The sequence below is a fragment of the Microbacterium sp. CJ77 genome, from assembly GCF_002911615.1.
In the GTDB taxonomy this organism is placed as follows: Bacteria; Actinomycetota; Actinomycetes; order Actinomycetales; family Microbacteriaceae; genus Microbacterium.
Genome location: NZ_PQBR01000023.1, coordinates 109,620 through 130,683 on the forward strand (window position 1 = coordinate 109,620; position 21,064 = coordinate 130,683).

At 68.5% G+C, this 21,064-nt stretch carries 20 protein-coding genes and 1 tRNA gene; 6 read left to right on the forward strand and 15 right to left on the reverse strand.

Annotated features, from left to right (window positions below; translation table 11 throughout):
- Nucleotides 1-22: 22 nt before the first annotated feature.
- Nucleotides 23-1,249: a glycosyltransferase family 4 protein gene (locus C2868_RS12345; protein WP_100812399.1), complete on the reverse strand. Its 1,227-nt coding sequence runs from the start codon at nucleotides 1,247-1,249 to the stop codon at nucleotides 23-25.
- A 9-nt stretch (nucleotides 1,250-1,258) separates the two neighbouring features.
- Nucleotides 1,259-2,407 carry a glycosyltransferase gene (locus C2868_RS12350; RefSeq protein WP_232711354.1) on the reverse strand — a complete coding sequence of 383 codons (1,149 nt, stop codon included), beginning with the start codon at nucleotides 2,405-2,407 and terminating at the stop codon, nucleotides 1,259-1,261.
- Between the two features lie 243 nt (nucleotides 2,408-2,650).
- Here C2868_RS12350 and C2868_RS12355 point away from each other — a divergent pair, with 243 nt between their 5' ends.
- Together C2868_RS12355 and C2868_RS12360 are read left to right on the forward strand one after the other, a co-directional pair.
- The gene (locus C2868_RS12355) at nucleotides 2,651-3,244 is read left to right on the forward strand and encodes a hypothetical protein (protein WP_100812401.1); all 594 of its coding nucleotides are present in this window, start codon (nucleotides 2,651-2,653) and stop codon (nucleotides 3,242-3,244) included.
- A gap of 58 nt (nucleotides 3,245-3,302) precedes the next feature.
- Nucleotides 3,303-4,682: a DUF2252 domain-containing protein gene (locus C2868_RS12360; protein ID WP_100812402.1), complete on the forward strand. Its 1,380-nt coding sequence runs from the start codon at nucleotides 3,303-3,305 to the stop codon at nucleotides 4,680-4,682.
- A gap of 11 nt (nucleotides 4,683-4,693) precedes the next feature.
- Here the strand turns inward: C2868_RS12360 and C2868_RS12365 are convergent, their stop codons facing one another.
- The 4 genes from C2868_RS12365 to dnaK are packed head-to-tail and all read right to left on the reverse strand — an operon-like array spanning nucleotide 4,694 to nucleotide 8,701.
- Complete coding sequence (locus tag C2868_RS12365) at nucleotides 4,694-5,170, reverse strand: heat shock protein transcriptional repressor HspR (RefSeq protein WP_100812403.1); 477 nt, start codon at nucleotides 5,168-5,170, stop codon at nucleotides 4,694-4,696.
- A gap of 22 nt (nucleotides 5,171-5,192) precedes the next feature.
- The gene (locus C2868_RS12370; RefSeq protein WP_100812404.1) at nucleotides 5,193-6,179 is read right to left on the reverse strand and encodes a DnaJ C-terminal domain-containing protein; all 987 of its coding nucleotides are present in this window, start codon (nucleotides 6,177-6,179) and stop codon (nucleotides 5,193-5,195) included.
- 11 nt (nucleotides 6,180-6,190) lie between these two features.
- Entirely contained in the window at nucleotides 6,191-6,829 is a 639-nt protein-coding gene (locus C2868_RS12375) for a nucleotide exchange factor GrpE (protein WP_100812405.1), read from the reverse strand.
- 3 nt (nucleotides 6,830-6,832) lie between these two features.
- Nucleotides 6,833-8,701 carry a molecular chaperone DnaK gene (dnaK, locus tag C2868_RS12380; protein ID WP_100812406.1) on the reverse strand — a complete coding sequence of 623 codons (1,869 nt, stop codon included), beginning with the start codon at nucleotides 8,699-8,701 and terminating at the stop codon, nucleotides 6,833-6,835.
- 318 nt (nucleotides 8,702-9,019) lie between these two features.
- On the opposite strand from dnaK, the gene C2868_RS12385 reads away from it, so the two are divergent.
- Nucleotides 9,020-10,444 (forward strand): MFS transporter, encoded by a 1,425-nt coding sequence (locus C2868_RS12385; RefSeq protein ID WP_100812440.1) that lies wholly within the window; start codon nucleotides 9,020-9,022, stop codon nucleotides 10,442-10,444.
- A gap of 104 nt (nucleotides 10,445-10,548) precedes the next feature.
- Here C2868_RS12385 and C2868_RS17740 read toward each other — a convergent pair whose 3' ends face one another.
- Nucleotides 10,549-11,124, reverse strand: coding sequence for a MarR family winged helix-turn-helix transcriptional regulator (locus C2868_RS17740; RefSeq protein WP_232711350.1), 576 nt, complete (start codon nucleotides 11,122-11,124; stop codon nucleotides 10,549-10,551).
- Nucleotides 11,125-11,237: 113 nt separating this feature from the next.
- Here C2868_RS17740 and C2868_RS17745 point away from each other — a divergent pair, with 113 nt between their 5' ends.
- The gene (locus C2868_RS17745; protein WP_146048067.1) at nucleotides 11,238-11,978 is read left to right on the forward strand and encodes a MarR family winged helix-turn-helix transcriptional regulator; all 741 of its coding nucleotides are present in this window, start codon (nucleotides 11,238-11,240) and stop codon (nucleotides 11,976-11,978) included.
- 95 nt (nucleotides 11,979-12,073) lie between these two features.
- Here the strand turns inward: C2868_RS17745 and dcd are convergent, their stop codons facing one another.
- Nucleotides 12,074-12,679 carry a dCTP deaminase gene (dcd, locus tag C2868_RS12400; RefSeq protein ID WP_100812407.1) on the reverse strand — a complete coding sequence of 202 codons (606 nt, stop codon included), beginning with the start codon at nucleotides 12,677-12,679 and terminating at the stop codon, nucleotides 12,074-12,076.
- 152 nt (nucleotides 12,680-12,831) lie between these two features.
- Here dcd and C2868_RS12405 point away from each other — a divergent pair.
- Nucleotides 12,832-12,905 (forward strand) — tRNA-Gly (locus C2868_RS12405).
- A gap of 71 nt (nucleotides 12,906-12,976) precedes the next feature.
- Here C2868_RS12405 and C2868_RS12410 read toward each other — a convergent pair.
- The 3 genes from C2868_RS12410 to C2868_RS12420 form a co-directional block, all read right to left on the reverse strand.
- Complete coding sequence (locus C2868_RS12410) at nucleotides 12,977-14,296, reverse strand: lipocalin family protein (RefSeq protein ID WP_103663414.1); 1,320 nt, start codon at nucleotides 14,294-14,296, stop codon at nucleotides 12,977-12,979.
- A gap of 525 nt (nucleotides 14,297-14,821) precedes the next feature.
- On the reverse strand, nucleotides 14,822-15,502 hold the full coding sequence (locus tag C2868_RS12415) for an SDR family NAD(P)-dependent oxidoreductase (protein WP_100812443.1): 681 nt from the start codon (nucleotides 15,500-15,502) through the stop codon (nucleotides 14,822-14,824).
- A gap of 21 nt (nucleotides 15,503-15,523) precedes the next feature.
- On the reverse strand, nucleotides 15,524-16,915 hold the full coding sequence (locus tag C2868_RS12420; RefSeq protein ID WP_157814028.1) for an MmgE/PrpD family protein: 1,392 nt from the start codon (nucleotides 16,913-16,915) through the stop codon (nucleotides 15,524-15,526).
- 50 nt (nucleotides 16,916-16,965) lie between these two features.
- Here C2868_RS12420 and C2868_RS17495 point away from each other — a divergent pair, with 50 nt between their 5' ends.
- Entirely contained in the window at nucleotides 16,966-17,448 is a 483-nt protein-coding gene (locus tag C2868_RS17495; RefSeq protein ID WP_157814029.1) for an HtaA domain-containing protein, read from the forward strand.
- A 43-nt stretch (nucleotides 17,449-17,491) separates the two neighbouring features.
- Here C2868_RS17495 and C2868_RS12430 read toward each other — a convergent pair whose 3' ends face one another.
- The 4 genes from C2868_RS12430 to C2868_RS12445 are packed head-to-tail and all read right to left on the reverse strand — an operon-like array spanning nucleotide 17,492 to nucleotide 21,021.
- Nucleotides 17,492-18,442, reverse strand: coding sequence for an NAD(P)-dependent oxidoreductase (locus tag C2868_RS12430; RefSeq protein WP_100812815.1), 951 nt, complete (start codon nucleotides 18,440-18,442; stop codon nucleotides 17,492-17,494).
- Between the two features lie 28 nt (nucleotides 18,443-18,470).
- Nucleotides 18,471-19,271, reverse strand: coding sequence for an ABC transporter ATP-binding protein (locus C2868_RS12435; protein WP_198519620.1), 801 nt, complete (start codon nucleotides 19,269-19,271; stop codon nucleotides 18,471-18,473).
- Between the two features lie 32 nt (nucleotides 19,272-19,303).
- A complete protein-coding gene (locus C2868_RS12440) occupies nucleotides 19,304-20,161 on the reverse strand; it encodes an ABC transporter permease (protein ID WP_100812445.1) in 858 nt (285 codons plus the stop codon).
- A complete protein-coding gene (locus C2868_RS12445; protein ID WP_157814030.1) occupies nucleotides 20,161-21,021 on the reverse strand; it encodes an ABC transporter permease in 861 nt (286 codons plus the stop codon). Before C2868_RS12445 ends, C2868_RS12440 begins: the two co-directional genes overlap by 1 nt.
- Nucleotides 21,022-21,064 lie beyond the last annotated feature (43 nt).

Below are 21,064 nucleotides of genomic sequence, written 5' to 3' on the forward strand. Positions count from 1 at the left end.
CGTCACCCGGCCGGGAACGTCGTCACGCGGACGCTGGCGCCGAGTACGCATCGGTGATGCGGGCCACGTGCAGCACCGGGTCGAACTCCCGCGCCGCTTCGGCCGCGCGGGCGGATGCCTCGAGGACCGGCCGCGGGTCGCGCACGAGCGTCGTCAGCAGTTGAGACATCGCGCGAACGTCCGGACCGAATGCACGGATGCCCGAGAGCTCGGTGCCCTCCGTGAGCGCCGGATCGACGTAGAAGATCCCGCGCCGAGCCTCGAGCGCCTCGACGATCGTCACCGGCTGGTTGTCGAACCCGAACGACGTCAGCGCGACGAGGTGCGCCGACCGCATCCTTTCCCGCACCTGGTCCCGCGGTAGGCGCCCCAGGAATCGCACCGGGGCATCGCCCGCTCGCTGCTCGGCCAAGGTGCGCAGGGGGCCCTCGCCGACGATCTCGACCTCGAAGCTCTCCGGCCTCACGGTCGCCGCGGTCTGTACGACCGCATCGATCCACTCGATCAGGCGCTTCTCGGAAACGAGACGACCGACCCAGAGGATGCGCAGCGGGGGTCCGGCGTCGGTGAGGGGCTCGCCCGCGGGACCGGGTGTCACGGCGTTCGGGACGACGCGCACGACTCGTACCCCGGCGGCGCGGAGGCGCTCTCCCTGGTGAGCCGAGGGCGAGACCACGACGTCCGTGCGCAGGGCGAGGGAGAGGGTCAGGTTGCGAAGCGCGGAGTCGACGGGAGTGGGGGCGAGTTCGGTGCGCGTCGTGGGAAAGCCGCGCAACCATCGGCCGAATCCGCCGATGGCAGCCGCGACCCCCCTCCGGAATCCCCTCGGCATGTCGGCCCGCCAGAAGAACGTGTGCACGGTTTGGACGGTGCGGATGCCTCGCGCCCGGGCGACCGAGACGGCCGCCGCCGACAACCCGAACTCGGAATGCACGTGCACGACGTCGATGCCGCGCTGCTCGATCTCGCGCGTCAGACGAGCGCGCAACCGCCGCGTATTGCGGATGACCGGCAGGTGCACTCCGGGCAGCGTCACCCAGGCGCGCACGGCCATCACGTCGCCGCCTTCGTCCTGCCAGCGCCCGAGAGCGCCCCGATCGGAGCGGTGCGAGGCCGGTGCGACGATCACGACCTCATGCCCGCGCTCGCGCAGCAACCGGGCCTCGTCGAGAAAAGCGCTCTGTGCGCCACCCAGGTAGTCGAGGGAGTAGTCACACACCAGCGCGACCCGACGCGCAACCTCGCTCACGGGGTGACCTCAGTCCTCGACCGGCTCGCCCCGGTACAGCGATTCGAACGTGCGCAGCGTCCGGTCGATGTCGTGGATGCGGACGCCCTCGAGCGATGCCTCTTGCATCCGTCGGCGCTCCTCGGGTGCGGCGGTCAGCACCGCGGTGAGCTTCGCGGCCAGGTCCGCGGACGACGACGGATCGAACAGGTAGCCGTTCTCGCCGTCGTGGACCAGATGCGGGAGGGCCATCGCATCGGCCGCGACGACGGGCAGGCCCGAGGCCATCGCTTCCATGGTGGCGATCGACTGCAACTCGGCGACCGAGGGCATCGCGAAGACGCTCGCACGCGAGTACAGGGCCCGCAGCTCTTCCTCTTCGACGCGTCCGTGGAACGTCACGCGATCCGCGAGCCCGAGGCGCTCGGCGAGCTGCTCGAGGTGCTTACGCTGGTCGCCGCCGCCGACGATGTCGACCTGCACGTCGAGCGCGGGGTCGAGCGTCACGATCGCCTCGAGCAACAGATCGATCTGCTTCTCGCGCGTCAACCGGCCGACGAAGAGCACGCGGTTGCGATCACGGGGCGTGAGGTCCGGCCGATAGTTCGACGCGGCGATGCCGCAGCTGATCGGTACGACGCCCGTGATGTCGATCGCCGCCTCGAGGAAGTTCGCGGCATTGCGGGTCGGTGTCGTCACGGCCGACGTCATCTGGAACGTGCGGTTGGCGTCCGCCCAGGCCCACTTCACCAGCAGACGATCCATCCACCCCGGAAGCGTCGTGTGATCGAGGATGTTCTCGGGCATGACGTGGTTCGTCGCGACGACCGGGATGCCCCGCTTGACCGCCTCGCGAGTCAGACCACGACCGATCACGATGTGGGACTGGATGTGGACGACGTCGGGCTTGACGGAATCGAGCACCTGCCGGGCGTAGTGCTTGCTGCGCCATGGCCAGACGAAGCGCAACCAGTCGTGCGGGGGCCAGCGCACCGACGGCAGCCGGTGGACCGTCATGGGCTCGCCCTCGATGATCTCGATGCCGGGTGCCTTGCGGCGATACGCCTGATTCGGCGCCACGACATGCACATCGTGTCCCCGCTGAACGAGGCCCGCGGCGAGTCGCTCGCTGAAACGAGCGGCCCCGTTCACGTCGGGAAAGAAGGTGTCGCAGCCCATCACGACGGTCAACGGACGCGCGGAAGCGGTCGCATCCCCGGCGGGCACCGCCGAGGCGGACTCGCGAGGGACGCCGTGGGTCTCGGAGGAACTCACGGGATGCTGGGTGCCAATCTGTGCGGCGGAACGGGGTCGCACGGTCGGGTGCTGCGCGCGGCCCACTCTACCCGAGCGTCCTGGCACGCCCGGGGTCCCGCGCCCGCGGCGGGGCGGACCCCCAGGCATCCGTCCTACTGTGGGGACATGGCGAGATTGCAGGCCGATGCCGATCCGAACCGCTGGGTGGCGGTGACGGGGTCGCTCGGCTGGCGCGGTCGGCGACACCGCAAGGCCGCCATCGGGATGCTGCTGTCGCAGGCGAATCGCGCGATGGGGGCGACCGAGCGTCCCTCTTCCGGTTTCGCCGCGTGGGCGATGAGTCAGGCCGCTCCGCTGCTGATGCGCCGCGCGGAGGGTCGTGTGCTCGTGTGGGTCTGGAAGTCCGACCCCGAGCTCGTCGTCATGCTCGCGCAGGTGCAGGAGGCGACGGCTCAGCTGAGGGCCGCGCGTGCCATGATGCCGATGGAGTACGACGACACCGAATCGTTCCGCGGCACCTATCTCGGCCTCGGCGAGCGGCTCGTGATGAACCTGCCCGTCGACGAGCGCACGCCGCCCTTCGCCACCTACACGTGGGACACGGGCACGCACTTCGTGACCGTCAACGCGGTGTGCAGCGACCGCACGCGGTTCGGGACGGTACTACCGGCGATCGACGAGGTGGCCCGAAGCATCCGGCTCATCGACGACCTGAGCGTCGGCGAGGGCACTCGGACGCTCCGGATCGACCCCGCCTGATGATCACCGGGCCCCCACGCGCGGTCGACCACGACGGGGGCCGTGCCACAATGTGCGCATGACGGATGTGGATGCCCCCGATGCCGCGGGCACAGCGACCGCGTCGACACGACGGCTGCCGCTCGCGGAGGCCCGAGCGCTCGGAAAGCGCCATCGCGATCGGACCCCGCGGAGCAATCTGGCCCGGCGATCCGACGCGGCACGCGACGCGTCGGGCATCCTCGATGAACAGAACAGCACGCGTGTGCCCGAACTGCTTCCGCTGCGGCGGGAGAGGATGTCGGAGAGCGCCTTCGCCTTCTACCGCGGAACCGCGGCCGTCATGGCCGCCGATCTCGCCGCCGACCCGCACTCGGGCATCGTGGTCGCGTCCTGCGGCGACGCGCACGTCGCGAACTTCGGCTTCTACGCGTCGCCGCAGCGTTCGCTGGTCTTCGATCTGAACGACTTCGACGAGGCCGGCTGGGCGCCCTGGGAGTGGGACGTCAAGCGGCTCGTGACGAGCATCGTCGTCGGTGGTCAGTCGACGTCCCGTGATGACGACGTGATCCGCACGGCTGCGCTGGCCGCGACCCGCGCCTACGCGAGGTCGATGGCTGCCGCTGTCGCCCGCAGCCCGCTCGATCGCTACTTCGAGCACTTCGATGTCGACGCCGCGATAGCCGCCATGGACCCCGCCTCGCGGCGTGTTCTGCGCTCGGCGGCCCGCGACGCCACGCGCCGCACGTCCAATCGGGCGGTGCGCAAGCTCACCGAGACCGGACCCGACGGGCGCCTGAGGTTCATCGAACGACCCCCGACCATGGTGCGCGCCGACCCCGAGATCGCGGCGACCGTGGTGCCGATGACCCGCGAATACGAGACATCGACGAACGTCGACATCGCGCTCTTGACCAGCCAGTACGACCCGGTGGACGTGTGCCTGCGAGTCGTCGGCGTCGGGAGCGTGGGAACGCGCTGCTACGTCGTCGCGTTCGAGGACGGCGACGGACACGCCCTGATCCTCCAGGCCAAGGAGGCGGTGCGCAGCGTGCTCGAACAGTTCGGCGGGATCGCTCAACCGCGCTCTCTGGCGACCATCGTCGAACGCGGGGGCCACGGGGCACGTGTCGTCGCGCTTCAGCGTGTGCTGCAGGGCGTGTCCGACCCGTTCCTCGGGCACGTGCAGACGGGCGAGCGCGACCTGTACGTGCGGCAGTTCCACGACATGAAAGGGGGCATCGACGTCGCGACGATCGACGACGCGCCCTTCGTCCGTTACGCCGCATCGTGCGGCGTGACGCTGGCTCGCGCGCACAGCCAATCCCCACGGGCCGCCGAGGTGGCGGGATACATCGGCAACGGGCGGATCGTCGGCGAATCGATTCTCGAATGGTCGTACGCGTACGCCCAGACTTCCCGCGACGACTACGCGGCGTACCTGGACGCCCCCGCCTGAGCTCGCGCCGGTCAGCCCTCGCCGGCTTTCGGAACGTCGTCTTCGGAGGCACGCGGGGCCCGACGATCCAGCGGGCGCCAGACGACCAGCTCGGTCGCCCGCCGGACCCGCTTGCCGTGGCGCAGCGTGATGACCGCGCCCGCCGTCCCCGCCGCGAAGACACGGGCGCCGGGCCGGTTCTCGACCTCGGCTCGGATGCGCGACTCGAGGTCGCGCACCTGACGACGCAGGGTCCGCACATCCTCTTCCAACTCGAGGATGCGCGCGATCGCCGGAAGGCTCATGCCCTCGGACGACAGCCGCGCGACTTCTCGGAGCTGCTCCACGTGACGCGTCGAGTAGCGGCGCGAGCCGCCCTGCGTACGTGCGGGGACGACGAGACCCAGCCGGTCGTACTGCCGGAGGGTCTGCGGATGCATCGCCGAGAGCTCGGCGGCAACCGCGATCGCGAAGATCGGGGCATCCTCGTCGATCTCGTCGCCGCGCATTCCGTTCATCGTGATGGCGCCCCTAGCCCCGCGCCTTGGACATCAGATCCGCGCGCGGGTTCTCTTTCGGCTCGAGCTCGTGAAAGCGCTCGAGCGCCTCTCGTGCCGCATCGTCCAGGTGCGAAGGAACCGCCACCTGCACCTCGGCGAGAAGGTCGCCCGTGCCCTTCTGTGTCTGCACACCGCGCCCTTTGACGCGCAGCACGCGTCCCGAGGGGGTCCCGGGGGCGACCCGCAGCTTGACGGGGTCGCCCCCGAGCGTCGGGACCTCGATCGTCGCGCCGAGCGCGGCCTCGGTGAAGGTCACCGGCACCGTCACCCGCAGGTTGAGCCCATCGCGCGTGAAGACGGGGTGCGGTCGAACCGTGACCTGCACGACGATGTCGCCGGTCTCACCACCGTCCGGCGAGGGCCGTCCGCGCCCGCGCAGACGGATCTTCTGCCCGTCCGCCACGCCCGCGGGGATCTTGACCTTGAACGGGCTGCCGTCCTCGCCCTGCAGGGTGATCGTCTCGCCCTTCGTCGCCGTGACGAAGTCGACCGTGGTGCGCGCCGTCATATCGGCGCCGCGCGTCGGTCCGCCATAACCGCGGAAACCACCGGATGTCTGACCGAACCGGCCGGATCCGAACGACCCGCCCGCACCCTGCTGGTTGAACATCGAGAAGATGTCGTCGAAATCGGGCTGGGGCCCGCCGCGGCCCTGGCCGAAGCGGCTGAAGACATCCTCGAAGCCCTGGTTGCCCCCGCCGCCGGCGGTGAAGCGCGCGCCCGAGCCCATCGCGCGGATCTGGTCGTACTCCTCGCGCTGGCCGGCATCCGAGAGCACCGAGTACGCCTCGCTGATCTCCTTGAACTTCGCTTCGGCCTTCGCATCGCCCTGATTGGAGTCGGGGTGATAGGTGCGCGCGAGTTTGCGGTAGGCCTTCTTGAGTTCGGCGGGCGAGACGTCCTTCTGGACGCCCAGCACGCTGTAGAAGTCCTTGTCGAACCAGTCCTGGCTAGCCATCGGCGTCCCGCCTACTCCGCGGGCACGGCGACGACGACCTTGGCGGGTCGCAGTTCCACCGAGCCGAGCCGGTACCCGACCTCGACGACCTCGAGCACCGTCGGCACCTCCGTGCCCGGCGTGGGCTGCTGGAAGATCGCCTCGTGGAACTGCGGGTCGAACGGGTCGCCGGCAGCGCCGAACGAGGTCACGCCGAGTCGCTCCGCGACGGCGCGCACCTTGTCGCCGATCGCCGAGAAGGGGGTGCCCTCCTGCAGATCGCCGTGCTTCTCGGCGCGGTCCAGATCGTCCAGCACGGGGAGGAGTCCCTTGGCCGCCTCGCCCTTCGCGCGCTCGATCTCGCGCTCCCGCTGCTCTTCGGTGCGTCGCCGGTAGTTGGCGTACTCCGCCTGCAGGCGCTTGAGGTCGCCCAGCAGCGCCGACTCGAGATCCGCGAGCACGGCCTCCTGCGCCGCGGCCTCGGCATTCTGAGGCGCGCCGAGGATGTCCTCGAGCGTCAACTCGTCGCCCTGGGCATCCGTCCCGTCCTGCGACACGCCCTCCTGCGACACGGGGCCGGAGGACTGCTCCTCCGACCCCCCTGTGCCAGGATGTGTGCCGTCAGGACCGGCGCTCCGCCCCTCGGGATTCACGTCGTCCTTGTCAGCCATGTCCTACTGCTTCTTCTCGTCTTCGTCGTCCACGACCTCGGCATCGATGACGTCCTCTTCGGGGTTCGGGACGTTGCCGGCACCGGGCTCGTTCGCCGCGGGGTCGGGGTTCTCGCCCGCCGCCTGTGACGCCTGATAGATGGCCTCGCCGAGCTGGGACTGGCTCTGGTTGAGCTTGTCGAACGCGGTCTTCACCGCGTCGTCGTCGTCGCCCGCGAGAGCGGTCTTGAGGGCGTCGACGTCGGCCTGGACCGAGTCCTTGACCTCGGTCGGCAGCTTGTCCTCGTTCTCCTTGATGAGCTTCTCGATCGAGTACGAAAGCGTCTCGGCATGGTTGCGGACCTCGGCGGACTCGCGCCGCTTCTTGTCCTCGGCGGCGTGCTCCTCGGCCTCGCGCACCATGCGCTCGATGTCCTCCTTGGGAAGCGACGAGCCACCCGTGATCGTCATCGACTGCTCCTTGCCGGTGCCCTTGTCCTTCGCGGACACGTGCACGATGCCGTTGGCGTCGATGTCGAAGGTGACCTCGACCTGCGGGATTCCGCGCGGCGCCGGGGCGATACCGGTGAGCTCGAACGTGCCCAGCGGCTTGTTGTCGCGGGTGAACTCGCGCTCGCCCTGGAAGACCTGGATCGCGACCGACGGCTGGTTGTCGTCGGCGGTCGTGAAGGTCTCGCTCCGCTTGGTCGGGATCGCGGTGTTTCGCTCGATGAGCTTGGTCATGATGCCGCCCTTGGTCTCGATGCCGAGGCTCAGGGGGGTCACGTCGATGAGCAGGACGTCCTTGCGCTCGCCCTTCAGCACGCCAGCCTGGAGGGCCGCGCCGACGGCGACGACCTCATCCGGGTTGACGCCCTTGTTGGCCTCCTTGCCGGCCTCGCGCTTGACGAGCTCGGCGACGGCGGGCATGCGGGTCGAACCACCCACGAGCACGACGTGCGCGATGTCGTCGACCTTGATGCCGGCCTCACGGATGACATCCTCGAACGGCTTCTTGGTGCGGTCGAGCAGGTCCTTGGTCAGGTCCTCGAACTTGGCGCGCGTCAGCGTCTCCGACAGCGACACGGGGCCGTTCTCGGTCAGCGACAGGTAGGGCAGGTTGATGCTCGTCGAGCTCGAGCTCGAGAGCTCCTTCTTCGCCTGCTCCGCGGCCTCCTTGAGGCGCTGCAGGGCGATCTTGTCGCCCGAGACATCCACACCCGTGGTGTCCTTGAACTGCTTGATCAGGTGGTCGACGACCCGCTGGTCCCAGTCGTCGCCGCCGAGGCGGTTGTCGCCCGCGGTGGAGCGCACCTGGATGGTCGAGAAGTCGTCGTCCTTGCCCACCTCGAGCAACGAGACGTCGAACGTTCCACCACCGAGGTCGAAAACGAGGATGAGTTCGTCTTCCTTGCCCTTGTCGAGGCCGTAGGCCAGGGCGGCCGCGGTGGGCTCGTTGATGATGCGCAGGACGTTCAGGCCCGCGATCTCGCCGGCCTCTTTGGTGGCCTGGCGCTCGGCGTCGTTGAAGTACGCGGGCACCGTGATGACGGCGTCGGTCACGCTGTCACCGAGGTACTCCTCGGCGTCACGCTTGAGCTTGCCGAGGATGCGCGCCGAGATCTCCTGGGGCGTCCACTTCTTGCCGTCGACCTCGAACGTCCAGTCCGTGCCCATGTGGCGCTTGACCGACGAGATCGTCCGGTCGACGTTGGTCACGGCCTGGCGCTTGGCGGTCTCGCCGACGAGCACTTCGCCGTCCTTCGTGAATGCGACGACCGAGGGGGTCGTGCGGAAACCCTCGGCGTTCGCGATGACCTTCGGCTCGCCGCCCTCGAGGACGCTGACGACCGAGTTGGTCGTGCCGAGGTCGATTCCAACTGCACGTGGCATGTGTGTGTCTCTCTCTTCTTCGTGTGAGGCCGGACGGATGCCGCGGCCCCGATTCTTCTGAAGTCTGCTGCTCGGCATCCACTCCCGCGTTCGGGACCTTGAGCCGTGCTGACTCAAGCCTAGCGATCCGTCTCCCGCTCGTCAAATGAACTTGATATGAACGGGCTCAAGTTTGGCGGAGTGCGCGGAGGCGCCCCGCCCAGCGGACCCCATACGGCCGCCCGCCCTCCCCTCGCCGCCGACGCGGCGATACCCTGTGCACATGCCTCGACGCAACGCCGCACCGAGTGTTCACGGAGGGGTCCTAACGTGACCGACATGTCCGACACGCGTCAGCCCGAATCCTCGCCCCCTCCCCCCGTCGCCGCGAACACGCGCGCCCTGGGTCCGATTGGCGTCGCGTTCCAGGACTCTCCGAGCGACCGCGTCGTCCCGCGCCGCCATGTCGCGGCATGGGCTCTGTGGGACTGGGCGACGCAGCCGTTCAACTCGGTCGTCCTGACCTTCGTCTTCGCCTCGCTGTATCTGGTCTCGGACGCATTCTTGCCGCCCGACATCGCCGCGCTGCCTGCGAGCGACCCCCTGAAGGAACGGGCGCTCGCCGATCTGTCGAGCGGGTACGGGTTGGTGACGACCATCGCGGGACTGCTGATCCTCGTTCTCGCCCCCGTGCTCGGCCAGAGCGCCGACCGCGCCGGCCGAAAGAAGCGCTTGCTCTTCGTCTTCACGATGCTTCTCGCGCTGGCGCAGTTCGCGCTGTTCTTCGTACGGGCCGACCCCGCGTACTTCTGGTACGGCGCCATCATCCTCGCGATCGGCGCAGTCGTCTCCGAGATAGCGGGCGTCAACTACAACGCGATGCTCGTCCAGGTGTCTACTCCCCGCACGATCGGCAAGGTGAGCGGTCTCGGCTGGGGGCTGGGGTACATCGGCGGCATCGTCGCCCTGACGCTCGTCGTCGTCGTGACGCAGCTCGAGTGGTTCGGGATGGACACCTCGGACGGCCTCGCCTATCGCCTCATCGCGGTGGGCTGCGGCGTGTGGACGATCCTGTTCTCACTCCCCCTGTTCCTCACCGTCCCGGAGGGGCCGGCCTCTGCTCCCGGTCAGAAAGTGAACTTCTTCGTCGCGTACGCCGTACTGGTGAAGGATGTGCGTGCGCTCTTCCGTTCGCACCGGTCCACCTTCTGGTTCCTCCTCGCGAGCGCCGTCTATCGTGACGGCCTGGGCGGCGTCTTCGCATTCGGTGGCATCCTGGCCGCCGTCGCGTTCGGGTTCTCGTCGACCGAGGTGCTCATCTTCGCGATCGCGGCGAACGTCGTGGCCGGCATATCCACGATCATCGCCGGTGCGGTCGACGATCGTTTCGGTGCGCGCAACGTCATCATCACCGCGCTCTCAGCGCTGATCCTCGCGGCCGTGGTGCTCCTGATCCTGCAGGACAGCGGCAAAGCGGTGTTCTGGATCTGCGGACTCGTGCTGTCGGCATGCGTCGGTCCCGCACAGGCCGCGAGTCGTTCGCTACTCGCCCGCGTCACACCCGAAGGGATGCAGGGCGAGATCTTCGGTCTGTACGCCACGACCGGCCGCGTCGCGAGCTTCCTCGCCCCCGCCGGCTGGACCCTGTCCATCGCGATCTTCGGGGCCACGGTCTGGGGTGTGCTCGGGATAGCCGCCGTGCTGACCCTCGGCCTCGTCCTGCTGCTGTTCGTACGCCTTCCCGCACCTCGCCCGCAGAACTGAGCGGCACGTGCGGTGCGCGAACGGACGCGACTCGCCGTTGAACCACACACGCACACGGCGTGTCGCGACCGTTCGCGGGCGGGCCGCGGGCGGATGCCCCGGCCTCAGCCCTGCGGCCAGCCGTCCGCGAGCTTGGTCAACAGCCGGGCGAGGTCGGCCCGCTCGGCATCCGTGAACGTCGAGAGGGCGCGGTCGATCGCCTCGCGCCGGTCGCCGCGGAAGCCGCGGACGAGAGCCGCACCTGCATCCGTCAGCGCGACGCGCGTGCGCCGGGCATCGTCCGGGTCCGCCTCGCGACGCACGACCCCGAGTTCGACACCCTGCTGCACCAGGCGGGACGCCCGAGGCTGATCGACGCCGACGGCATCCGCGATCTCGCCGATCGACAGCGGACCGGATGCCTGGGCGAGCGTCTCGAGAAGGCGCATCCGCGCGGGGCCACCCAGGCGGGGCGGAACCCACGGCGGGGCGCCCGCGTGCGGGTGCTCACCACGGTGGGGTGCGCCCCGCATCCAGCCCGGGCCTCCCCGCATGCCCGGTCCGCGATGCGGGCCCTCGTCGCCCCACGGCGGCCGGGGCATCCGTCGTCCGCGCAGGCGCGCGAGGGCGGCGGCGATCGCGTCGGCATCATCGCCGCCCTGTCCGGGTCGGGCGTCGCGCGGGGAATCGTGGTGGGCCATGGCCCTAACTTACATGTGAGTTGACATGCATCCATTTCCATGTCATAGTACATGCACATGTCACATGACATGCAAAGAGTCCGGCTGTTCCCGGACACCCGAAAGGACTTCCCATGAACGACACACAGAACACACCGAACGGCGCTTCCGACGACGCCCGCCCGACTGCGCCCCTCCCCCTCGGTTACTGGCTGCGCGCCGTCGACGCCATGATCACGCGCGAGTTCGCGAATGCGCTCGCCGCCGAGGACGTCGATCGACGCGACTGGATGCTGCTGAACGCGGTGTCCGGCGACGTGGACGTGCCCGGTTGGCTCGCCTCCCGGGTCCAGGGACGCGGAGGCAAGCGCCTGCGCGCGCTCGCCGAGCGCGGCTGGATCGCGCGCACCGAGGATTCGTGGACGCTGACCGACGAGGGGCGTGCCGCGAAGGCGCGCCTGGCCGGGATCGTCGACGGCATCCGCGAGCGCGTCTCGAGCGCCGTGACGGCCGACGACTACGCCACCATGACCGCTTCACTCGAAGCCATCGCCCGCGAGTTGGGCTGGGACGAGAGCGAACGGATGCCTCGGCACGGCCGAGGCGGCTTCGGACCGGGACGGGGGTTCGGCCCGGACCGCGGGTTCGGCCCGGCGTTCGGCCCGAGCTTCGGTCGCGCATTCGGCCCTGGCGTGGGCCCCGCATTCGGCCCGGACTTCGACCCCCGGGCAGGACACCACGGCGAGCGCGAGCGCTGCGGTCCGCGTGAGCACCGGCGTGGCGATCACCGCGGCGAGCGCCACGCGGAGCGCGCTTTCGAGCGCGGCTTCGACGCGGGGTTCCGCGCCGCGAGGGAGCGCGCCGAGGCATCCTGAGCGCCGGCATCCCTCACCGAGAGGACGCAACATGCCGTCGCGCACCGCGACGACACGGCATGTTGCGTCCTCTCGCGCGACGCCTGCGCGACGCGTCAGGCGCCGCGCGCACCCTCATCGGTGGTGCCGACGTCGGTGCGGTGGAAGTTCTGGAACGAGCGGGATGCCGTGGGCCCGCGCTGCCCCTGATATCGGTTGCCATAGGGGCCCGAGCCGTAGGGGTTCTCGGTCGGCGACGACAGGCGGAAGAAGCAGAGCTGGCCGATCTTCATTCCCGGCCAGAGCTTGATCGGCAGAGTCGCGACGTTCGAGAGCTCGAGCGTGACATGGCCCGAGAATCCGGGGTCGATGAAGCCCGCCGTCGAGTGGGTCAGCAGTCCGAGGCGACCGAGCGAGGACTTGCCCTCGAGTCGGGCGGCGACGTCGTCGGGCAATGAGATGAGTTCGAAGGTGCTGCCCAGCACGAACTCCCCCGGGTGCAGGATGAACGGCTCATCGGGCGCCGTCTCGATCAGGTGCGTCAGCTCGGGCTGATCCTCGGCCGGATCGATGAAGGGGTACTTGTGGTTGTCGAACAGCCGGAAGTACCGGTCTAGTCGCACATCGACGCTCGAGGGCTGCACCATCTGCGGGTCGTAGGGCTCGAGCCCGATCCGTCGCGCGTCGAGTTCGAGCCTGATGTCACGATCCGAGAGCAGCACGGGCTCAGCCTACCGAGCCGACCGTGTTCGCAATTCGGTCTGCGGATCTTGGACGCACCGGCGATCGACTCGCGTCGTCGAGACTGAATCGTGAACCAAGCGAACGCGGCACGGCCCGTTTGCTAGGCTTACCAGGCGCCGCAAGGCGTTCCGGGGATGTAGTTCAATGGCAGAACTTCAGCTTCCCAAGCTGATAGCGCGGGTTCGATTCCCGTCATCCCCTCCAATGCCCCCACGTGCGACCAACGGTCGCGCGGGAGGGCATTCGCGTTTGTGCCGCAGGAATCGACCGCAGGACTAGCAGTTCGGCGGAACGGGGTTTCCGGTCGGCGGCACACCCTGGATCTCGCCCCAGGCATAGCCGCTGACGGCCTCGCCGCCGAGGGTGCCGCTGTAGGAGAAGAGGCCCTCGTAGACCGCGCGGTTCAAGGCGTTGAGCTCTTGATCCGACGCGGTGGCGCTGAAGACGAGATCGGCCGCGGGGCGGGCCGATGAGCCGTCGAGCTGGACCTCGTACTCCAGGTGATAGACGTAGCAGCTGTGCGGTGACGTCCAGGTGTTGGAGGTCGGCGTGATGTGGATTGCGCCCTGCGGCCAGTTGGCGGTGGGCTGCAACGTGCCGTTCGCCGACTGCGACGAACCGGCGCCGCCGAGCATCGCATAGTGCAGCTGTCCGACCTCCTGCTGCCCCGTCGTTGCGATCAGCATGCCCTGCAGGCTGTCGGGGAGTTGCACCGAGAACTCGGTCCACTCATACCCGTGGCCGACGACATACTGCGCCGCGTCGTTGTAGGTCTCGGTGAGGTTGTCGAAGAACAGCAGGCCTTCGGTACCGCTAGCGACGTACGTCGACCCGATCTGCACCGACCACTCCTCGACCTCGACCAGGGGCATCGAGTAGTAGTGCGACCCCTGACCGGTCATCGGGTCGCCGGTCGCCTCCAGGTATGCGCCGATGTCGCCGCCGTACTGGTTCATGATCGGCGTGCGCTGATCCGTGGTGGGGATCGCACCACCGGATGCGGGAAGGGGGTCCCCGTCGAACATCCACAGCGGGAAGAATCCGTTCGGACCGTACCCCCACTGGATGATGCCCGTGACGTCTTTCGCTCGGACCGACAGCGTCGTCCATTCCCGCGCGCTCGACCCGGCCATGCCTGTCTCGACCGAGACAGTCAGCTCGTAGACCGATCCCACGGCTCCGATGGCGCCCGACACCACGCGCATGTCGACGATCTGCTCGGGATCGCCGGTGTCCTGTTGCTCGACATGGATGTTCCACGGCTGGTAACTGATTGTGGTGGGCACAGAGATGTCGGCAAGACCGTCGATCCCGCCGAACGTCGGACCCTGGTTGAGCGAAAGTCGGTTGAAGATCAGGCCCGACTCTTCCATCGTCAACCACAGCACCTGGAGCCCGGGGATCACGGTGTTGCCCTGCGACATCAGCGCGATCGAATTGGTCGCACCCTGGCCGTCGACGAGGTGCCCGAAGAACTCGAACGACTGCGAGTCGTATTGCGGCAACCCGGTCGAGAGGAACGACCGGAATCCCGTGCAGTCTTCACCCTGAGCCAACGCCGTCGTCGAGAATGCGGCGATGGAACCGAAATCCATGACCGGGATGCCCGGATCGGTGCTGCTCGTCGGACACGCCGGCGGCACGGTGGGCGTAGGGGTGGGAGTGGGGGTCGGCGCCGGGGTTGGGGTCGGCGCTGGGGTCGGCTGGGGCATCGGCGCGCTGCCACCTCCGCCATTGCCTCCTCCCCGCGAGTTACCGCCCCGGGGGTGACCGGGATCCGTCGGAGGTGACGTGGGTGACGGCGACGCGGTCGGTGTCGGTGAGGACGTGGGCGCGAGACCCTCGGTCGTCCCGGGTGCCGGCGTGGCGGTCGCCGATGGCGACGCTGTGAGGGCGGGGGCGGCGGTCGGTGCGCCGAAAGCGCAGGACGTCAGTCCCCCCACGGCCAGGACGGCAAGTAGGACTGCGGGGACGCGCGATGACCTCACGCCGAGAGTATTCCACAGCGTCGCCGATCTCTTCGGCGAACAGGTTCTCCGCACAGCAGCCCCGCCCCGTGTCAGGCTGGTCCGCTTCATTCCGATGGGCGTTCCGCCTGAAGCGGCAGCGTCGAGCCGCGGTCAGAGCTTGATGAATCCGCGCGTCCGATGACCGACCGCGATGGACTCACCGCTCACGGTCCCGGACAGCGGGGAAAGCAGGAACGTGACGAGCCTCGCTGTGTCGGCCGGAGTCGACTGACCGCTCCCGCCTGCGGGCACATCGGGTGAGGGATCGTCCGTCACGATCCCGGGATTCACGACGTTCACCGTGATGCCCGTTCCGGCCGCCTCATCCGCGAGGTGTTTGGCGGTGATGATCAGGGCGGCGTTCCTGACCGACCCGGCGATGTTCCCCGTCACGTACGCGTTCTGCCCGCTGACACCGACGATGCGTCCGTACCCGCGATCGCGCATATGCCCGAGTGCGGCGTTGGCCACGCGCAGAAAGGTGAGCGCCTTTCCCTCGACGGCGTCCCGCACCTGCCCGGGATCGGAGTTCTTCGATGGATCCATCGTGCGTGCACTCGGCGCGGCGGCGACGACGACCCCGTCCAGCCGACCGTGGGTCTCGATGATCCGTGCGATCGCGGACTCCACCGACGTGTCGTCGGCCGCGTCCATGACGAGGCCGTCCGCCGCGCGCCGTGACGCGGCAACGGCTATCGCGCCCTCCTCCGTCAGCTGTCGCACCACGGCGCTGCCGATGAGACCGTGGCCGCCGACGACGAGGATGACGCGGTCGCGAAGTTGCAGATCCATTCGGCTACCGTATCGCCCCGCTCACGCGGAATCCGTGCCGATCGCGGCGACCATGAGCTCGGCAGGCGACGAGGTCTGCGGCGCGCGCAGGGCCTCCCACACCGCACGCGCCCGCGTGCGTTCCGGCTCGGGCAGCTGGCCGATGCGGCGGGCCATGTCGGGCAGTGTGAACGCGGCCAGCGCCCCCTCGCCGTCGTCGCGATGTTCGGAACCGTCGACCGTCGTAACGGTGACCGTGGCGAGTTGCGGATGGCGGGGGCTTCCGCCGTGCCTTGGGCGCGAATGGATCCGCGCCATGATCCCCTCCAGGCGAGGGTCCGCCAGAGCGGCGCTGAGCGATGTCTCCGTCAGCACCCGGTCGCCCGTGAGGAGGATCGCCGCGATCGCGAGCGGCCTGCTCAGAAATCCGCCCCCGTCCGCGAACGGACCCGTCGAATTGCACCCCGGATAGTCGTATCCGGCCTGCTCCAGCTCGATGTCGACGCGCGTCACGTCCTCCGGGCCCCACCCGCGACGCTCCCGGAGCGTCGCGAACGACTCGACGGCGAGCTGGTTCGCTCCGCAGGTGGCATGCTCCTTGTGGGTGACACCGAGCAACCCATCGACCTCGGGCGCGTCCGCGAGTTGATCGATCGTCCAGTCTTGGACGAAACTCGCGTAGAACCCGGCCTCTCCCTCGATCGCACGATCAGCGAAGTCGAGATCCGAGCTCTCGGCGCTCTCGGCGAGCCGTGCCGCCGCGATCCCGAGCCGCGCGGCCAGCCCGGGTTGGACGCGCCACTCCGCGGACCCCGTACGCAGCGCCTGAAGCGTGCCCCCCGACGACCCGAGGGCGAACACCACCGCCGCCGCCGTCCGTCGCTCGTCTAACCGAAGGACCCGCGCTGCCGTCGCCGCGGCCGCCGCCGGTCCGAACATCGCCGTATTCCGCAGACCTCGCGCCGCCGTACGCGCCGCCACCGGTGCCGCGAGAGCCGCCATCACGCGGTATCCGGCCGCGATCGCATGGGTGAAGACCTCCCCGTCGGAGCCGCGCTCCTCACCGAGCGCGAGAGCGGTGGGGATGACGATCGCTCCCGGGTGCAGTAGAACCCCCGGGTGGGCGTCGTCCGTCAGGCGCGCGTGAATGAGGGTCGCGTTCACGAAGGCGGCATCTTCAGCCCCCACCCGACGACCCCCGAACAGCAATCCTGAGACACCGGATGGCGCGGATCCTGCGAATCGCAGCATCGCGCGATACGAAGATGACGCTTCGCCGTTCGGTTCATCGCGGTGATAGGCGGACAGGCCCAGCGCCTGAACGACCGCGTCCGTCACGACGACACCAACCTTGGCGAGTTCCGCATCGTCGAGGCTGCGACGGGTGGTCGCGAGGGACGCGACCTCACTCAGGATGTCGAGCGTGCGTGTCATCGTGTACCTCCCGGCGATCATGGCTACGGCGTCTGGGGATAATGGATCTCGTGTCAGCGACCACGCACGATCCGGACTCGCCCGCCCCCCGGTCTCCCTGGGGCGAGCCAGGACCGCGGCGGCTCATCTGGGAGGTCAAGCCGAGCCTCATCGCGTACCTGCGGGCGATGCCCGACGCTGTCATCTCCGGCCCCCTCACCGAACACGGGTTCGAGTTCGACGCGTCCTGCGACGACGCGGGCGTGGTTCTCAGTCTCGGACGGATCCGAATGACGGCGCACGCGGGAGAGCTCGACATCGTGATCCGAGATCTCCGAGTCGTCCACGACGGACAGGCGGGCACTCTGTCGGCTCTCACGGCTATCGATTCCGAAGAACGACGCGATATCGCTCGTCTCGGGCCCGTCGACCACCACGGCGAGGCCGCCACGATCGCCGATGTGGCCCTCACCCACGAGGGTGTCGCGCTTTTCCGGGGCAACTACGCTCCGTACACCCGGATGGCGCCGTTGATCGTCGCTCCATCGAGCTAGGCCTGGCGAACCGGCCGCGATGCCCCGATCGAGGGCCCATCGGTCAACTCGTCGGCTCTGCGACCGCTGAGCTACGCGCACGGATGTGTACGCCATTGTCCGCTTCCAACGGCCGGATGATCTCGGTGTGGTCCGCGTCGGGCTCGATCTGGGCAGCAAGTCGCACCCACCACTCTTCTACGGCGCGACCGATCGGTGCGTCCATCCCCATCTCGTTGGCAAGATTCGTGGCGATTCCGATGTCTTTGGCGAGCAGCGCGGACGAGAAGCCCGAGTCGAACGCCCCGCTGAGCACGAAGCGGGGCATCTTGTTGTCGGTCGAACCGCTCCGACCGCTCGACACATTGATCGCGGCGTTCAGCACCTCCGGCTCGATCCCGAACCGGGCGCCCACGATCAGCGCTTCGTTCGTCGCCAGCAGGTGTGTCGCGGAGAGCAGGTTGTTCAGCGCCTTGGCCGCGTGACCTGCTCCCGTGGCGCCGACGTGGATGACCCGCGCACCGAGGTGTTCCAGGAGAGGGCGGGCGCGCTCGAGCGCGGCATCGTCACCGCCCACCATGATCGTCAGCGTGCCCGCTCGTGCCCCGGTCACACCGCCCGAGACCGGCGCATCCATGAGCGTGATCCCCGACTCCGCGAGGGACGCACCGAGCGCCCGCGTCCGGCCGGGAGACGACGAGCTCATGTCGATCACGAAGTCGCAGGCGCGCTCCGCGCGAGGGACGCGGACGATCTCGGCGGCCACCGGATCGACGACATGACTTCCGGGAAGCAGCATGACGATCGTCGACGCAAGCCGTGCCAACGCAGCGATGCTCTCCGTCGTCGCGATCCCGGCCGCGTGGGCAGCCGCGCACGCGCTGTCGTCGCGGTCGTAGCCACGGACGTCGTAACCGGCCGCGCGCAGACGGGTCGCCATGGGCAGACCCATGTTGCCGAGTCCGATCACGCCGATGACCGAGGCGCCCGGCTCCGGCTGATTCTGGTCGGACATCAGCATGCTCCTTCTCGGATCGAAACGATCACTGATCGACTCCGCGGATGAGGCGGGCGACATGACCACGGATGTGGACGAATTTGGGATCTTCCTTGGTCGCGATCTGATCGCGGGGCATCGGCAGGTCCACGACGATGTCCTCCACCAGGGTCGCCGGTGGGCGACTGAGCACCAGAACGCGGTTGGCGAGGTAGACGCTCTCGTCGATGTCGTGCGTAACGAAAAGGATCGTCATCCCGAACTCGGCACGAAGCAGCAGAACCAGGTCTTCGAGATCCGAGCGAGTCTGCGCGTCGACAGATGCGAATGGCTCGTCCATCAGCATCAGACGCGGACGATAGGCGAGAGCTCGCGCGATGGCGACGCGCTGCTGCATGCCTCCCGAGAGCTGCCACGGGTACTTGTCCTCGTGGCCGGACAGTCCGACGGCCTCGAGGCTCTGCTGGGCGATGTCGCGGCGCTCGCTCTTGCTGCCCACGCGATCGTTGAGCGGGAACAGCACGTTCTTGCGGATCGACTGCCAGGGCAGGAGCGACCGGCTGTAGTCCTGGAAGACCATGGCCATGCCGTCGGGAACGCCCGTGACCCGCTCGCCCTGGAGGCTCACCGAGCCCGACGTCGGTGCCAGCAGGCCCGACAGGATGCGGAGCATGGTGGTCTTCCCGGCGCCCGAGGGCCCGACGATGGAGACGAGCTCACCCTCATTGACCACGAACGAGAGGTCATCGATCGCGGTGTATGCGGTCTGGCCGGTCTGATACACGTGGTGGATGTGGTCCACCTCGAGGATCGGTCTCGGCGTTGAGGCTGCCTTGTCAGCGGTCATCGCCCGGTTCCCTTCGGTTGTCGACATCGTCATCATCCACCTACCCTTGCCAGTCGATCCCACGCCAGCACGCGGCGCTCCACGGCCTCCATGACCGTGTTGAACACGAATCCGATGAGCGCGAGCACGACCATCCAGGCCCACAGATCGCCCATCCGGAACTGCGTCTGCGCGATCACCAGCCGATATCCGATGCCGTTCGAGGCGAGCATCAATTCCGAAACGATCGCGGACAGCAGCGCCACTGTGATGGCGATGCGCAGACCGGCGAAGATCTTCGGGAGTGCGGCCGGCAGCATCACGCGGAAGAACACCTTGAGCACGGGGACCCGGAACGTCTTGCACATGTCCAACACGGTGCCGTGGATCGTGGACACACCCGCGGCGGTGTTGATGAGGACGAACCACATCACCGTGTACGCGATGAACGCGAGGCGCATGCCGTCTTCGCCACCGAAGATGATGATGAACAGGGGCAGCGTTGCGGTCGCCGGAATCGAACGGAGGAACTCGACGATCGGGTTGGTGAGGTCGCGCACGACCATCGAACGACCGATGACCGTTCCGGCGATGATTCCGACGATCGACCCCAGCGCGAAGCCGAGCAGGGCGCGTGAGACGGTGCCAGCGATGTCCACGGTCACAGCGGGCGTGAGGAAGAGAGTGTCGGGCGATCCCGAGAACAGGAGCGCGACCCCGGCGTCCCAGATGCGGCTCGGCGGCGGGAAGAAGAGGGACGGCCATGTCGTGGCCACCCATTCCCAAACGAGCACGAGCGCGACGACGGGCAGGACGGCGTAGGCGAACGACACGGCGGCCTTGCGCCAGCGGTTCTCGCCTGCCCGCCGCATCCGCGTGACGATGGCCGTGGTGTCTTCTGCGATGGTCATCAGGCACCCCCTCTTGTGCGGCTCCAGGCGAAGTAACGACGCTCGAGCCAGCCGAGCAGCAAGTTGACCGCGAGCCCGAGCAGACCCGCGACGAGGATGCCGGCATAGACGAGTTCGACCTGGTCACCCAGGCCGCGCATCCGTCCGATGAACGACCCGAGCCCGCTGGTACCGCCCGCGATGAGCTCGATGGTGATGATGACGATCAACACGATCGACGACGAGATGCGAACTCCCGTTGCGATCATGGGGCCCGCGCTGGGGACCACGATGCGGCGGGTGATCGCGAACGAACTGAGCCCGAAGCTCTTGCCCATCTCTTTCGCCTTGGGGTCGGTGCCGTGCACCCCGTAAATCGTGTTGAACAGGATCGGCCAGACGGCCGCGTAGACGGCGATGACGAGCTTCATCTCCAGACCCTGGCCGAGCACCAGGATCACCAGCGGGATGAGCGCGACCGGCGGCATGGGGCGGATCAGTTCGATGAGGGATCGCGAGGCGCGGTACCCGACATTGGAGAGTCCGAGTGCAACGCCCAGCGGGACGGCGACGAGGATCGAGATGGCGAGCCCGAAGAACCACGTCGCGATCGTCGACCAGACGTCGCCGAGGAAGACCGGGTCTCCGAACAGTCCGACCATCGCGACGACGACCGACGAGAACGGAGGGAGGAACTTCTCGTTGACGAGCCCGAGTCGGCTGACGATCTCGAGGATCGCCACGAGGATGAGCATGCCGACGAGGCCGAGCACGAGACGGCGTCCGCTGCTGCGTCCTCCGGAACCGCCGCGGGTGCTCCGCCGCGGCGCGCGGACGGGTCGCGTGTCGATGGCGGGTTGATCGCGGGTCGCGATGGCCATTTCGACTCCTCTCGTGGTGTCACCGCGCGCCATTTCTCGGCGC